The organism is Nonomuraea solani (genome assembly GCF_900108335.1).
Classification (GTDB): Bacteria; Actinomycetota; Actinomycetes; order Streptosporangiales; family Streptosporangiaceae; genus Nonomuraea; species Nonomuraea solani.
The window spans coordinates 453,429-466,791 of record NZ_FNVT01000006.1 but is presented as its reverse complement, the minus strand read 5'-3'; the positions used below and the strand labels follow the sequence as shown (position 1 = coordinate 466,791).

The following is a 13,363-nucleotide window of genomic DNA, read 5'->3' as shown; positions in this document are numbered from 1 at the left end:
GTCATCCGGGATCGGTGGACGCCCGGCCGCGTTCGGGTGGGTCCAGTGTTGGCTGACCAGGCGGCGGTGCCCGGCCAGCAGGGTGCCCGGCGTCACGATCCGACGGAGGCGAAGTCGCGTGATTACGACAAAGACCTGGCCGGAGTACAGCTGTGCTGCGCACATCTGCCGCGGGATCCCTTCCGCGTCAGAGTTCATCTCTGACACGCCTCGGCCCGCCGTCCCATTGCTCAACTGTCAGGTCTGTACGCTGTCACCGGTTGGCTGGGGTTCAGCCGTCCAGCCAGTCGCCGGTGAGGTTGCCTGGTGCGTAGCCCAGGCCGTTCCACAGGAAGTGCGGGTGTGCGCAGCCGAACAGGTAGGACAGCAGCGCCGTGTTGTCCTGCCAGGTAGGAGTGCCTTGATTCAGCGTGTGGAACATTTCTGCGCCGACGGCAGCGGAGTCGAGTTGGATCTCCCTCGCACCGGCGCCGCCGGCGAGCCAGGCTTCGACGGCTGCGATGTAGGTGCGTCGCAGAATTTCCCACATGGCCTCGACGTCGCCCTTCCATGTGCCGTGCAGGGCTTCGAAGGAGGACAGTTCGCGATGGAAGAGCTGCCATGCCTGCGGGCAATGGACCCGACAGCGTTCGGAAAGCCGGGCTGCGCTTTTCCCCAGGTTTTCGGCGAGACGTTGAGGAGCCGTGCGCAGGCTGACGCCGTCGGTCAGGAGGCCGATGCAGGGGTTGGGCCGCAGGTGACACAGTGCGCAGTCGTCTGCCGGTGCCGGGCTGCCGCTGGTGATGCCGTCGAACCAGAGGGGGTGCCGGCCGTTCAGACCCATCCAGACGACTGTGGTGCTCACGAGTCGGGCGTTCCACAGCACGCTGCGGGATTCGGGCATGCACGCGTATTTCATCAGGGCAATGACGCACGCCGCGAGCATGGTCTTCTCATGGGAGGGTATGCGGCTCAGCCAGAAATTGTCGATCTCACCGGTGAGAGAGTCGACCCTGACGTCGATCATATCGTCCACGACTCTGCAGAGGACCAATGTGGCGAGGGTTTCTTCTTGCCAGAGCTCGTCATTTGGCGGAACGTGCCAGAACAGGCTGTCCATGGTCTGGAGGAGTGAATAGGTGGCGATATCGAACGGCGTGGATTGCTGGAGGGTGACGCGGCCTTCAGCGTGCAGTTTGATCCAGTACTCGTCCAAGGATCGTTTGTATGCGGCGAACAGGCCGACGACCAGGGCGCGAGCGCCGTTGATGCTGTAATTTTCGGTAAGGGCTTCTTCGATGGCTTCTCTGGTCCTGTCGATATCGATTGCGGTCTCGACGCGTTTGTATTCGTGCAAGACGAGGATGTCGTCCTCATAGCGGAACCTGAGACCACGGTCCCGATCACTGTCCTGCACGCTCCTGGTCCATGCCCAGCCGCCGGTCAGAACAGAGTCGGTTTCCCGCCGATGAGGCCAGATCTTGACTGCCAAGGGCGGGCCGTCGCTTCTGCGCCAGCTGTAATCGGCCGGACGGCGTGGGGGCGGGGTGGGCAGGAGAGCGCAAAACGCGCAGGTGCATGGGGCCTCATCCGACCGGGGAAGAGGGCGTACGGGCTGTGTCCGCTCCCGCCAGGCGCCTTCCAGTATCTCGGCGGCCTGCCTGCACATTCTCATATCGGTTTCCACTTCGGGAAACGCCTCACGGATGGCAGCGAGGGATCTGTCGAGTTCGCGTAGGCGCGCTGCCCCGCGTTGATCCGGCTGGGGCAGCTCTCCTGGTGCATGGGCGAGAGTCCCGGGTACGGGGAACACTGCGGCGCCGACGTTGGGGTTTCCGCCATCGGCTCCGTTCAGGCGCGCAGCGGCCGTCTCTTCACACTCACGGTATTCGCGTGTGCATTTCCGTACGTTCGACTTGACGATGCTCGCGAACTCGTTGCCGGCTCTGTTTTCTCTCACCAGCGACTCTCCTCTGTTGGCATCTGTTGCGATCCCACGCCGGGATAAGCACCCAATTCATCGGCAGGAGTGTCGCGTGGTGCTGCTATGAATAGGCCAGGAGGGAGAGGCTCATATCGCGGCGAGCCTCCATACAGCGGCGTCATGTCCAGTTCTCGATCTTCTGAGCGCCTCGCAGTTTTCGGCTGAGGGCGGACGTCGATTTTCGTGGGCCGCCCATGCTAAGGAGATTTCATGGTGTTGGGATACCGCCTGTTCCGCATGCTGGAACAGGGCGGTGCGTTCCGCGTGTTCTCGATGGCGATCCTGGCGGCTACGTCGGCCGCCTGAATTCGCGGCCGCTCCGCTGCGAGCCCTTCCCGACCCGGTCGAGGACGATGTCAAGGTCATCCGACGTGACCGCCTCGGCGGGCTGATCCACGAATACGCGCAGGTCGCATAAGGCGGCCGAGTTCTTGGCACCCACGGGATCCCGGTCCGCTCCTCCGCCCACCTGAAGAGCTTTTCCGCTGCTTCGGTCAGTTGGCCGCCCGGCTGTGGAAGCTCTCGATCACTCGCTGTACGCGCAGCCCGGCGGCGAAGTCGGCCAGCGTGGTCGGCTTCCCGCGGACCGCCGAGGCGAACTCGGTGAGCCGGGTCTGCTCATCACCCCGCGTTCCGTCCAGCGTGACCTCCCGCCAGCCTGATTCGCCGCCCTTGAAGAGCCGACCCCACTCGGTGATCCGGTAGGAGGCCTGAGAGCCGTACAGCGTCCACTCGTAGCTCTCCGGTCCGGCGGCCACCTGCCCGGACACCCGCACCGGCACCCCACCGGCCGTGGCCAGCAGCCCGCTCGCCCCGGTTTCGGCGGCAGCTCCGTACGTGACCTGGGTGTGCGACGGGGTCAGCGGGCCGAGCAGCCGATCGCTCAAGAACAGGAAGTGCGAGGCGACCTCGCGCAGGAAGCCGCCCTGCTGCCGCCCGGCGACCCAGCCGGCCTCGCGCTGGAAGAGGCGCGGCCACTGTGGGAACAGCAACTGCACGTCCACGCCCAGCACCGTCCCGGCTTCCCCGGCGCGCAGCGCCCGGCCGACCTCGATCGCGGCGGCGCGGTCGGACAGCACGAAGTTGAGCGCGTTCACCGCATCGACGTCCGCCGCGACCGCGACCATCTCGGCGCCGTCGTCCAGGTCGACGGCGAGCGGCTTCTCACAGAAGACGGCCTTGCCCGCCCGCATCGCCTGGACGGCGTAGGCCGCATGAGTGGAGGGCGGCGAGGCGATGTAGACCGCCTCGATCCCGGGATGGTCGATGACGCGCCAGGCGTCCGGCGTGTACGGGACGCTGCCGGGCGCGGGGCGGGCCGGGTCGGCCGCCAGCACCACGTCGAACTCTGGATGATCCACCGCGATGCTGAGCATTTCCGACCCCATGGCACCCAGGCCGACGACGCCCAGACGGATAACGTGCTGATTCACGCACACCAGGCTGCCGCGGACGAACACATCAGCACAAGCGATGATTTCTTAAGAACGATGAAGGCAAACTGTACTATTGGCGGCATGCTCGACGTTCACCGGCTGATGGTGCTCCGCTCCGTGGTGGAGACCGGCTCGATCCAAGCCGCCGCCACACACCTGGGCTACACCCCCTCGGCGATCAGCCAGCACGTGGCCGCCCTGCAGCGTGAGACCGGAACAGTGCTGATGGAGCGGGTCGGCCGTGGCATCCAGCCGACCGAGGCGGGACGGCTGCTCGCCACCCACGCCGGACGGATCCAGAGCCAGATCGCCGAGGCCGAGACCGCCCTGGCCGATCTGCGCGCGGGCAAGGCCCAGCGGCTGGTGGTCCGCTATTTCGCCACGGCCGGCGCGGTGCTCATCCCGCCGATCATGGCCGAGTTCGGGCGGCGCTTCCCCGGCGTACACGTGGAACTGCGGCTCGGCAAGGGCCTGGGCAACGAGGGCGCCGACGCCGAGATCGTGGTACTGCCCGGCACCGCCGCGGTGCCTGCCGGATTCCGCGCGGTCCACCTGCTCGACGACCCCTACGCGGTGGTGCTGCCACCCGGCCATCGGCTGGCCGCGCAGACGGAGATCGAGTTGGCCCAGTTGAGCGGTGAACCATGGATCGACAACGAATGGCCCAGCACGCACTGCCGGGAGATCGTTCTGGACGCCTGCGGGGCCGCCGGGTTCAGCCCGCACTTCGCCGTGGAGGCCCACGACTACTCCACGGCGGTGGCCTTTGTCGCCGCCGGGCTCGGCGTGACCGTTCTTCCCCGGCTGGCCCTGGGCGCCGTCCCGACCGACGACCTGGCCTGCCGCCCGGTCATCCGCCCGGTCCCGCGGCGTGAGATCTACGTCGTGGTCAAGGAGTACGCCGCAGACCACCCCGCGCTGGCCGCCTTCGTTGCCCTGCTCCAGGAGCAGACGGAAAATCGGTGAAGCCCCGAACCAACAGATGTCGGCCATCGGCCGCACCACCCGGCCCGGCCGTGACCTGCTCGCCGATCCGCGCGTCCGCGTCGCCTGCCTCGGCTGGCTTCGACCTCGTCGTTGTCGGCTCCCAGGACATGGTGACCGTGGGTGGCGGGGACACGGCCGGGCCGCCTTCCAAGGCCGGGAACTTCGGCCCGTTCTGGAGCATCGCTCCCGCCGTGTCCCCCGCCGGGGATCTGTCCGGTTAGGAGCCGGCTCCCTGATCCCAGTCAGCCTCGTACGCGCGGACCTCGGTGATGAAGGGCCCGCCCACGCCGCCGTTCTCGTCCCCGTCGATCTGCAGAATGTCGTGCCCCTTGGCGCGGAAGGTGTAGCTCACCTCGTGCCAGTAATTGGACTGGGTCGGCTGATCAACGAGTTTGGTCAGGATGCCGAGCTGATAGGTCACACGGGTGTTCGCGTCGCCGTTGACCTGGACGTGCATCTTCGTGTCCTGGTTGGGGGTGTACTGGTTGTGCCCGGCGCGCATTTTCACGGTGACGCGCTTGCCGGGGGTGGTCAGCAGTTCCTGCTCGATGCCGCCCTGCACGGTGCCGTTGAGATTGAGGGCCTGCGAGAGGTTGCGGGTCTTGGCGTAGTTGGCGGAGATGATCTCGACGTTACCGAATCTGATGGCCCATCCGTCGACGTGGACGATGCCGGTGTCGGTGGACATGGGGCTGGTGTAGGGGGCCAGGTTCAGGTACGGGTTGAGGAACCGGGGGTTGTTCACGTGCAGTTCTCTGCCTAGTCCCGTGTGGATCGCGTCCGGCTGTGCCTGCGGGCTGTTGGAGAGATCCTGGTGTTCTGGCATGGTGCATCCTCCGCTTCTGGATTCCCCGCGCGCTGGCCGCGTGGGGATGACGCAGGATGGGACCCACCGCGGTGGTCGCGCTCTTGAGGCAGGTACTCCATGCCGCGCGACCGCTCGTACATGCGGAGAATGCTCCCGATGTGAGCAACGCGCCGGTCGCGGAAACCTCAGGCGCTCATTCCTTATCTCACCCAAAACTGATCCATACAAGGCCGTGAGACAAGCAGTCGGGTAATGAGTCCGAGCCGGGCGCGTTCGGCGCAATGATCCGCCGTCCTGCTGCGCGACACGATCGGGACGAGAGCGGTTCACTCGGCCCGGGTCGACGCGGCGAGGGCTCAGGTTTCTCCCGTTGGTGCACGGCAGGCGGTTCCGTAGTACGAAGAAATGGATTTACCTGCTGTTGACCCGCCCAACGTGCCCGCGGCCGGGGCACCCGCACGCGCACCGCCTCGGGGGACCAAACTCTGCCCACTGGATGACCAGGAGAAGCGGCATGCCGACACCAACCGGCGAGCGGGATACCAGGACGAAGCCCTCGCGTCTTAGAACGGTAGGGGCAGTGGCGCTCGGCCATTTCATCGAGGTTTATGACCTGGCCCTCTACGGGCTTTTCGTGGCCCCCATATCGACGGCCTTCTTCCCCGCCGGCAACGCGGAGGCCGCACTGATCGCCACCCTTGCCGTCTTCGGCGTCTCCTTCCTGTCGAGGTCGGCGGGCGGTCTGTTCTTCGGGGTGATGGCCGATCGGGTAGGCCGGCGTAACGCGATAATGACGTCGATCCTCCTCGTCGGAGTGTCGACCGCCGGCATCGGCCTCATTCCCACCTACGAGACGGCGGCGCTGCTTTCCCCGATCCTGCTCGTCCTCTGCAGGCTCCTGCAGGGATTCGCCGCGGGCGGCGAGACGACGGTCGCCCCGGTGTTCCTCGGTGAGTACGCCTCCCGGAAGCGGCGCGGGTTCCTGACGTCGTTCATCGCCGCCGCGGGAAATCTGGGCACCCTGGCGGCGGCCGCCACGGGTGTGATCATCGGCCTGCTCGTGGACGCGAGCACATTCGACGCCTGGGGGTGGCGAGTGGCATTCCTGATCGCCGCGCCGCTGGCACTCGTGGGCTTCTACTTCCGCTTCAAGCTGGAGGAGCCGCCGGCGTACGAGGCCGCGCGCGCCCGGGTCAAGTACGCCTCGATCGGGACGACCCTCCGGCGGAGCCGGCGCATGATCCTGCGGGTGAGCTGCCTCGGCGGGCTCGGGAGCACCTTCTACATCATGTTCGTCTATTACCCGACGTACCTCGTCCAGGAGAGCGATCTGTCGGCCGGCCAGGCCCGCATGGTCCCGCTCATCCTCATCTCGATGCTCGTGGTCTTCAACCCGCTGGTCGGGCTGCTCGGCGACCGGTTCGGCCGGCGAGTGCCGCTCATGTTGGGCGGGCTGGCGTCGATGCTCTTCGTCCTGCCCGGCTTCCTGGTCGCCCGCAGCGGCGGTTTCGCCGCGGCCGTGCTGGGGGGCATGCTCATCCTGATCAGCGTCCCGCTGTGCCTCGGTGCGATCCACGCCGCGGCGATGGAGTTCTATCCGACCGAGGTACGCGCCACGGCGGGCGGCATCGCGTCGACCATCGGCACCTTCTCCTTTGCCGGCCTGCCGCCGCTCATCGTCAACCTGCTCACCACGCAGGCCGGCCTGCCGCTGTCACCGGCGTTCGTGATCATGGGGGCGGCGGCGATCGGGTTCGTCGCGGCGTGGGGACTGCCGGACAGCCGGAAGATCCATCTGGAGTCAGTGGAGTCGTCGATCAATGAACAACGGGAAACCGCAGCGGGCCGCTGATCCGCGGCAGAAATCCGGCCGGCGCGCCCGCAACGCTGCGAGATCTTCGAACCTGGTCGCATCGCTGTCGGCGTCGGCCGGCACGAAGTGCATCAGGTATAGCCACCGTTTTCAGCGCCGGACATGCTGTCCGAGCCGTTCTGCGACGAAGCTCCAGGTCCTCCTGGCTCTGCGCGTTGAGGTTCGCTACGCCAGGAGGGTGCGCCAGCGGGCGGCCGATTCCAGGATGTCCAGGCTGACGTGTTCCAGGTACGCCGCCGTCTTGGCCAGCCGTTGTCCTACTGGGCTGTCGAGTCCGTACGTCCTCGCCGCCGCCATCGTGGCCCGCGCCGTTTCGAGTGTCTGCCGTTCGCTGATCATGATCGCGTGGTACCAGGCGTCGTCGTCGATCACGTAGATGTCGCGACGCCGTCGCGGATCGCGCTCGCGGCGGACGAATCCGTGCTGGACCAGGAAGTTCACGGCCACGGACACGGAGGCCGGGCTGACCTGCAGCCTGCGGCTCAGCTCGGCCGCGGTGCGCCTGCCGTCCTCGGACAGCGCCAGGTCGTGATGCACGCGCGCGGCCGTCCTCGGCATCCCCGCCCTGATCGCCATTTCGAGGATCTCCTGTTCCAAAGTGGCGACCGGTGGTGTGGTCGCGAGCGGGGGTGCCGGTGTGCCGCGCCGGGCCCGCCGGATCGTCGCCTGGTGCGCCTGCTGGGGCCGGTAGCCGGTGGGGCCGCCGTTGCGGGCGATCTCCCGGGTGATCGTCGAGGTCGGCCGGTCGAGCCGCCTGGCGATCTCACCGTAGGAGAGCTTGTCGGCGAGTCCGGACGCGATGCGCTCGCGGTCCTGCTGGGTCAATCGTCCTCCTGGCATGCCGCCAGTGTTGCCTTCCGCACCACCCATTGCAACACGGTCTTGCATTCGACCTCAGTGTCATTGCTTCACTTTGTGGCTATTTACCTGGGCATACGGGCTTCTCTAATTGATGCAATTTCAAATGCAACATAGCTTTCGACCTGCACGAAACACGTACTATCGCAAAGTGAGACTATGAGTGCATCCCCCCACAACGCCAAGAGGCTGCCGAGAACGTTGCGGCCGGCAGTGCCGGGCGGCGCAAGCTCGGCGCGACCGCGAAGCCGCCGGCGGACGGGCGGTTCCGGATCGGCAGTAGTACCAAGCCCTTCGTCGCGATCCTGGTGCTGCAGGGTGGTGGACGACGGCGAGATCAAGCTGGACGGCCCGGTGGCCGACTGCCTGCCCGAGTTCAAGCTGGACCGGCGGATCACGGCGCGGATGCTGCTGCAGCACACCAGCGGGCTGTACAACTACACGAGCTGGAGCTACTCCAACACCGGCTACACGCTGGCCCGGCTACTCATCGAGAAGGTCACCGGCCACTCGATCACCTACGGAGACACCGCACCCGATCTGGCGAAGGCGCGGGACAACCTCCTCAAGCAGGTGTTCTGCGGCGGGTCGGCCGATAAGGCCAAGTCGGCTCGGTAGCCGGTACGAGCACCGTGAAACCGGTCGGATCAGGCTATGCCGCAGGGTAGGCGGTGTCGAGGACGTTGATGAACAGGTCCATGGGGGGCATGCCCCAGTCGCCGTTCACGTTCTGGGTGACGACGTGCCGGCCGTCTCGGGTGCCGTACAGGTAGGTCCAGGTGCCGGTGATCATGCCGCCATGGCCGTACACGGTGGTGCCGCTGGGCAGGGTGACGGAGGAGATGCCCAGGCCGTAGCTGTAGCCGTCCAGCCATTTGCCGTCGGGCACGGGGGTCATGGTGAACATCTCGGTCTGCTGGGCGGGCGGTAGCAGCCGGCCGCCGAGCAGTTCGCTGAGGAAGGTGTTGAGGTCGGTGGCGGTGGAGATGATCTCGCCGACGCCGAAGGCGTACGAGGGGCTCAGCTCGGTGACGTCGTGGGCCGGTGCGTCGGGGTCGGGCTGCATGAGCTTGGAGTAGCTGCTGGTGTGGGGGCCGCGGAAGCCGGTCTCGTAGCCGGGGGCGTAGGTGCCGGTCAGTTTGAGCGGGCGGGCGATGCGGTAGGCGAGGGCGTCGGCGTACGACATGCCGGTGGCCTTTTCGATGATCATGGCGGCGAGCACGAAGTTGGTGTTGGAGTAGCCCCAGCCCTGGCCCGGCCGAAAGTCGGCCGTGTGCGAGACGGCGATCTTGACCAGTTCCTCGGGGGTGAGCTTGTCGAAGCGGTGCTTCAGCAGCTTGGGTGTCCAGTAGCGCTCTAGCATGCCCTCGTCGAGGGTGTAGGCGTAGATGCCGCTGGTGTGGTTGAGCAGGTGCCGGATGGTGATCTCGGCGCCGTCGTGGCCGTTGCCCTGGACCAGGCCGGGCAGCCATTTCTCGACGGTGTCGTCCAGGCTCAGCCGGTATTCGGCGGCCAGTTGCAGGACCAGGGTGGCGGTGAAGGTCTTGGTGATGCTGCCGACGCGGAACTGCTCCTGTGCCGTACGGGGGCGGCCGGTGGCGGTGTCGGCCACGCCCGCGGAGCCGAACCAGCGCCGGGTGCCGGTGCGGATCTCGGTGATCGCGCCGGGGTAGCCCTGCTCGGTCACGGCGGCGTCGAGCAGGCGCTGAATCTGGGTGTTCATGAGGCATCCTTCGTGAGTCGATCTTCGCAACGGTGGAAAAGTTACGTTGCATACGACAGGTCGTCAATCACGAATACGCGAAGCAACGGAATACAAGCAGCTAAACGGCCTGATTTCGTTGCATGGAGATTGTTGATTAATGCAACTCGGGATCGTCGCGAGTTGCATGAAGTCGCCGTCGGATGCACACTGTCCGTCAACCGAGATCCAGGAGGCGGCAACCCTTGCCCGGAGACAGGCTCACCCCGCAGGACCGCCGTCAGATCGCCGACGGGCTGGCCGGCGGGCTCACCTACGCCGAGATCGCCCGCCGCCTCGAACGGCCCACCTCGACCGTCACGCGTGAGGTGATGCGCCACGGCGGACCCGGCGCGTACCACGCCGACCAGGCCCAGCGCGCCGCCGACCGGCGCGTCCACCACCGCAGGACCACCGCCGCCGCGGTCGCACGCGATGAGGCGGACGCCGGCGGACGCGACCTGCGCACCGTGCGCGAGGTGGCCGGCCGGCTAACCGACCTGCTGGTCCACGGCGGTATCCCGCAGATGATGGCCAAAGTGCTGGCCGCCTTGTACACCACCGACAGCGGCAGCCTCACCTCCGCCGAACTCGTCCAGCGCCTTCAGGTCAGCCCCGCCTCGATCTCCAAGGCGGTCGGCTACCTCGAAGCCCAGGAACTCATCCGCCGCGAACGCGACCCCCGGCGGCGGGCCGAGCGGTACGTCATCGACGACGACGTCTGGTATCAGGCCATGGTGGCCAGCGCCCGCGCCAACGCCCTGCTTGCCGACATGGCCCGGCAAAGCGCCCGCACCCTCGGCCCGGCCACCCCCGCCGGCGTGCGGCTGGAGAACATGAGCCAGTTCCTCACCCGAGTCGGCGAAGACCTGGTCCGCTCGGCCGAGCACTGGCGCCAGGTCTACCCCTCGCCGCAGGCAGGTGCGCACGAGTAGAGCTTGACCTGCTCAACCTCGTCGCGGCGCGAGCCAAGGGCGTGATCTGCTTTGATGCGAGCGTGGCGGGCGGCCGGGGCGGTGACCTGCTCCACGCGTTCGGTGAGCGACGAACGCGCGATCGGCATGACCGCCGTGGTGATGATGGTGTCCGGGCCGCGGGCGATGTGGCGCAGGGATCGTCCCAGCAGGGTGACCGTGTCGCCGACGAAATGCCTGGTCATCGTGGGTTCCTTGGGCATTCGTGCCGACGAGGGCGAGGAAGACGTCTTGGAGAGTCGGCTACTTCTCGGCCGTGCCGGGTTCCCCGCTGATGGACTCCTGATAGATGTCCGCGTACGTGCGCGAGTCCTTGACCAGGTCGTCGCAGAAGGCGGCGACGTCGTTGCCGACGAGTTCGAGGACTCCCTTGCCGCCCGCGACGCCCTCCTCGAAGAAATCGACGATCCCTGAGAGCAGGGACCCGTCAACCAGGTCGACCGGTCCGACCTTGATGAAGTATCTCTGCATCTCCTTGTAGACGATCTGGTAGTCCGGCGGGAGCGCCTTGACCCGCGCCATGTGCGCCCGCCACTGCTTCTTGCCTTCGATGATGTCTTGGATGCCCATGTCAGCCTCCTAGCCGGCCCAGTTTCCTTGCGACGTTCCTGTTCAACTGCTCGCGCCACCGGTCGCGATAGCCCCGGCTTCTTTCTCCGCCGGCCAGCGCCGCGCAGAAGCCCTCGATGTCGTCACCCAGCACCTCGTGAATGCTCAGCCCATCGGCCGCCGTCTCTTCGAGCAGCCCCAGGGCATTGTCGAGAATCGGCATCAGGTTTCGGCCGGTGAAGTCCGCGTAGAGAGAAAGATGAGCGTTGATCTCTTCCCACGCCGCCCGGTAGTCGGCCGGCAATTCCTGGGCCCGGGCTTCGAACGCCTTCCATTCCCTGGTGAGATCGCTGCCTGTAATGGTCTCCCAGAAGCTCATTTCCCGCCCTCCTTGAGCTTGTCGATCCGTGATGTGATGTACTCCCATTTCGCCCAGAACGTCGCGAGTTCTTCGCGCCCCGCGTCGTTGAGCGCATAGAACTTGCGCGGCGGGCCCAGTTCGGACGGTCGTTTCGTCACCTGGACCAGCTTGTTCTTCTCCAGCCGGAGCAGGATGGTGTAAACCGTCCCCTCGATGACGTCGGGGAAGCCGAGTTCGTGCAGTCGGCGCGTGATGGCGTAGCCGTAGGTCTCCTCGCTGCCGATGATTTCGAGCACGCACCCCTCAAGCGTGCCTTTCAGCATCTCCGTCAGGTCGTCCATCGTGAGGTCCTCTTCTCCTGCCTTCCCACTACTCGGTGGTGCTGAGTACTACTATACGGTACCACCGAGTAGTGGGGCAACGGCACGGGCGATATGCCGGAAACAGCGCGTGGTGCAGGCGCTTTGCAGAGAGGGCTCCTGGAACGCCTCAGAGCCGGTCGCGCTTGCGGAAGGCGAGGTAGAGACCGCGATGGTGGAGGTCCAGAATCCGATCGGCTGGTCCGCGCCAGGTTAGGGCACGTTCTGGCCGTAGACGTCCAGGGTGGTCGCCGGCTCGGTCCTGTCTACGGAGCGGGCTTGGCCGGCCCGTCGCAGAACACCTCCTGGACGAGCTCGTTCAGCAGCTTCTGGAAATCCTTGGCCGGGCCCCTGGTGGCGGAGTCCACCCAGGTCACCGAGCCGGTGAGGGTGGTTCTGCCGTCGGGCGAGCTGTACATCAGCGCCCCGTAGCCGTGCGGCGGGCTGCCGTTGTGCTGGTAGACGGTGCCGCAGCCCGGGCCCAGGTCCTGTACGTACAGCCCGAGGCCGTAGCCCATCTTCGGATGCGGCTTGCGCATCTCGGCCAGCAGTGCGGCGGGCAGGAGCCTGCCGTCGTTCAGCGCGGAGGAGAACGTGGCCAGATCCTGGGTGGTCGCGATCAGGTCACCGGCGCCGGCCAGCAGGGAGAGGTTCTGGCGGGAGATGTCGACCACCGTGTCCTCTTTCTGGTAGTAGCCGTGGGCGTGCGGCCCGGGGAGCCGTGTCCGGGTGCCCGCCGCCATGGTGCCCGACATGCCGAGCGGCCGTAGGATCCGTCGCTGCAGTTGTTCGGCGTAGGGGCGGCCGGTGACCTTTTCGATCAGCAGCAGGGCCAGCGTGTAGTTGGTGTTGGAGTAGTTGTGGTCCGTGCCCGGCTCGAAGCGCGGCGGCTTGGACAGCGCCAGCCGTACCAGCTCTTCCGGCTGGTAGCTACGGAATCGGTTGGGGAGCCACGCGTCGCCGGTCGCGGGGATCCCCGGCACGACCGTCCCGTCGTCGTAGTACTCGCCGGTGTAGTTGAACAGGCCGCTGGTGTGCTGCAGCAGCATCCGTACGGTGATCCGCCGGTCCAGCTCGTATTCGGGCAGGTAGCCGGCCACCGGGGCGTCCAGGGCGATCTCGCCGTCGGCCACCAGTTGCAGCACCAGGGTCGCGGTGAAGGGCTTGATGACACTGCCCGCCCAGAACGAGCCGTTGGTCGGCGGCTTGGCGCTCTGGCCCAGCTTGCGCACCCCGGCGCTGCCGGCCCATTCGCCCTGCTGGTCATGCACGCGCACCTGCACTCCGGTGAAACCGGCGTCGACGAACGCCTGGATGGCCTTCCGCAGTTCCGGGCGATCCTGACCGGCGGCGGAGGCCGCGGGGGTGGACGCTCCGGCCAGCAGCGTGGCCGCCAGAGCTGTGACCACCGCTAACGAGGATGGGGTTTTCATGGATTTCTCGTCTCTCTAGGG

The 13,363-nt window shown here is 66.7% G+C and carries 14 protein-coding genes; 4 read left to right on the top strand and 10 right to left on the bottom strand.

The features are described from left to right. Positions 1–271: 271 nt before the first annotated feature. Entirely contained in the window at positions 272–1,939 is a 1,668-nt protein-coding gene (locus tag C4V41_RS24970; RefSeq protein WP_200824203.1) for a hypothetical protein, read from the bottom strand. Between the two features lie 518 nt (positions 1,940–2,457). Continuing rightward, positions 2,458–3,396: a Gfo/Idh/MocA family protein gene (locus tag C4V41_RS24965; RefSeq protein WP_103958407.1), complete on the bottom strand. Its 939-nt coding sequence runs from the start codon at positions 3,394–3,396 to the stop codon at positions 2,458–2,460. An 84-nt stretch (positions 3,397–3,480) separates the two neighbouring features. On the opposite strand from C4V41_RS24965, the gene C4V41_RS24960 reads away from it, so the two are divergent. Then, positions 3,481–4,365: a LysR family transcriptional regulator gene (locus tag C4V41_RS24960; RefSeq protein ID WP_103958327.1), complete on the top strand. Its 885-nt coding sequence runs from the start codon at positions 3,481–3,483 to the stop codon at positions 4,363–4,365. Between the two features lie 238 nt (positions 4,366–4,603). Here the strand turns inward: C4V41_RS24960 and C4V41_RS24950 are convergent, their stop codons facing one another. After that, positions 4,604–5,212: a hypothetical protein gene (locus C4V41_RS24950; RefSeq protein WP_146103772.1), complete on the bottom strand. Its 609-nt coding sequence runs from the start codon at positions 5,210–5,212 to the stop codon at positions 4,604–4,606. A 562-nt stretch (positions 5,213–5,774) separates the two neighbouring features. Between C4V41_RS24950 and C4V41_RS24945 the strand changes: the two genes are divergently transcribed. Then, a complete protein-coding gene (locus C4V41_RS24945) occupies positions 5,775–7,046 on the top strand; it encodes an MFS transporter (RefSeq protein ID WP_160150382.1) in 1,272 nt (423 codons plus the stop codon). A gap of 186 nt (positions 7,047–7,232) precedes the next feature. Here the strand turns inward: C4V41_RS24945 and C4V41_RS24940 are convergent, their stop codons facing one another. Further along, complete coding sequence (locus C4V41_RS24940) at positions 7,233–7,892, bottom strand: MarR family transcriptional regulator (protein ID WP_200824202.1); 660 nt, start codon at positions 7,890–7,892, stop codon at positions 7,233–7,235. Positions 7,893–8,243: 351 nt separating this feature from the next. On the opposite strand from C4V41_RS24940, the gene C4V41_RS24935 reads away from it, so the two are divergent. Continuing rightward, positions 8,244–8,543 (top strand): serine hydrolase, encoded by a 300-nt coding sequence (locus C4V41_RS24935; RefSeq protein WP_235030361.1) that lies wholly within the window; start codon positions 8,244–8,246, stop codon positions 8,541–8,543. A gap of 34 nt (positions 8,544–8,577) precedes the next feature. Here C4V41_RS24935 and C4V41_RS24930 read toward each other — a convergent pair whose 3' ends face one another. After that, complete coding sequence (locus tag C4V41_RS24930) at positions 8,578–9,648, bottom strand: serine hydrolase domain-containing protein (protein WP_103958322.1); 1,071 nt, start codon at positions 9,646–9,648, stop codon at positions 8,578–8,580. A 224-nt stretch (positions 9,649–9,872) separates the two neighbouring features. Between C4V41_RS24930 and C4V41_RS24925 the strand changes: the two genes are divergently transcribed. Next, the gene (locus tag C4V41_RS24925; RefSeq protein ID WP_103958321.1) at positions 9,873–10,601 is read left to right on the top strand and encodes a GbsR/MarR family transcriptional regulator; all 729 of its coding nucleotides are present in this window, start codon (positions 9,873–9,875) and stop codon (positions 10,599–10,601) included. Here C4V41_RS24925 and C4V41_RS65890 read toward each other — a convergent pair. The 5 genes from C4V41_RS65890 to C4V41_RS24900 form a co-directional block, all read right to left on the bottom strand. Beyond that, complete coding sequence (locus C4V41_RS65890) at positions 10,568–10,825, bottom strand: hypothetical protein (protein ID WP_327537468.1); 258 nt, start codon at positions 10,823–10,825, stop codon at positions 10,568–10,570. The genes C4V41_RS24925 and C4V41_RS65890 overlap by 34 nt on opposite strands. 58 nt (positions 10,826–10,883) lie before the next feature. Beyond that, positions 10,884–11,210, bottom strand: a complete 327-nt coding sequence (locus C4V41_RS24915; RefSeq protein ID WP_103958320.1) for a DUF1048 domain-containing protein — start codon at positions 11,208–11,210, stop codon at positions 10,884–10,886. Between the two features lies 1 nt (position 11,211). Next, positions 11,212–11,568 carry a DUF1048 domain-containing protein gene (locus C4V41_RS24910; RefSeq protein ID WP_103958319.1) on the bottom strand — a complete coding sequence of 119 codons (357 nt, stop codon included), beginning with the start codon at positions 11,566–11,568 and terminating at the stop codon, positions 11,212–11,214. Next, positions 11,565–11,891: a PadR family transcriptional regulator gene (locus C4V41_RS24905; protein WP_103958318.1), complete on the bottom strand. Its 327-nt coding sequence runs from the start codon at positions 11,889–11,891 to the stop codon at positions 11,565–11,567. Before C4V41_RS24905 ends, C4V41_RS24910 begins: the two co-directional genes overlap by 4 nt. 284 nt (positions 11,892–12,175) lie before the next feature. Further along, on the bottom strand, positions 12,176–13,318 hold the full coding sequence (locus C4V41_RS24900; RefSeq protein WP_200824201.1) for a serine hydrolase domain-containing protein: 1,143 nt from the start codon (positions 13,316–13,318) through the stop codon (positions 12,176–12,178). Between the last annotated feature and the right edge of the window lie 45 nt (positions 13,319–13,363).

What these genes read in the sequence shown, in the direction of transcription:
- C4V41_RS24950 (WP_146103772.1), bottom strand. Translation starts at nt 5,212, where the DNA reads ATGCCAGAACACCAGGATCTCTCCAACAGCCCGCAGGCACAGCCGGAC.
- C4V41_RS24905 (WP_103958318.1), bottom strand. Translation starts at nt 11,891, where the DNA reads ATGGACGACCTGACGGAGATGCTGAAAGGCACGCTTGAGGGGTGCGTG.
- C4V41_RS24915 (WP_103958320.1), bottom strand. Translation starts at nt 11,210, where the DNA reads ATGGGCATCCAAGACATCATCGAAGGCAAGAAGCAGTGGCGGGCGCAC.
- C4V41_RS24930 (WP_103958322.1), bottom strand. Translation starts at nt 9,648, where the DNA reads ATGAACACCCAGATTCAGCGCCTGCTCGACGCCGCCGTGACCGAGCAG.
- C4V41_RS24960 (WP_103958327.1), top strand. Translation starts at nt 3,481, where the DNA reads ATGCTCGACGTTCACCGGCTGATGGTGCTCCGCTCCGTGGTGGAGACC.
- C4V41_RS65890 (WP_327537468.1), bottom strand. Translation starts at nt 10,825, where the DNA reads ATGACCAGGCATTTCGTCGGCGACACGGTCACCCTGCTGGGACGATCC.
- C4V41_RS24910 (WP_103958319.1), bottom strand. Translation starts at nt 11,568, where the DNA reads ATGAGCTTCTGGGAGACCATTACAGGCAGCGATCTCACCAGGGAATGG.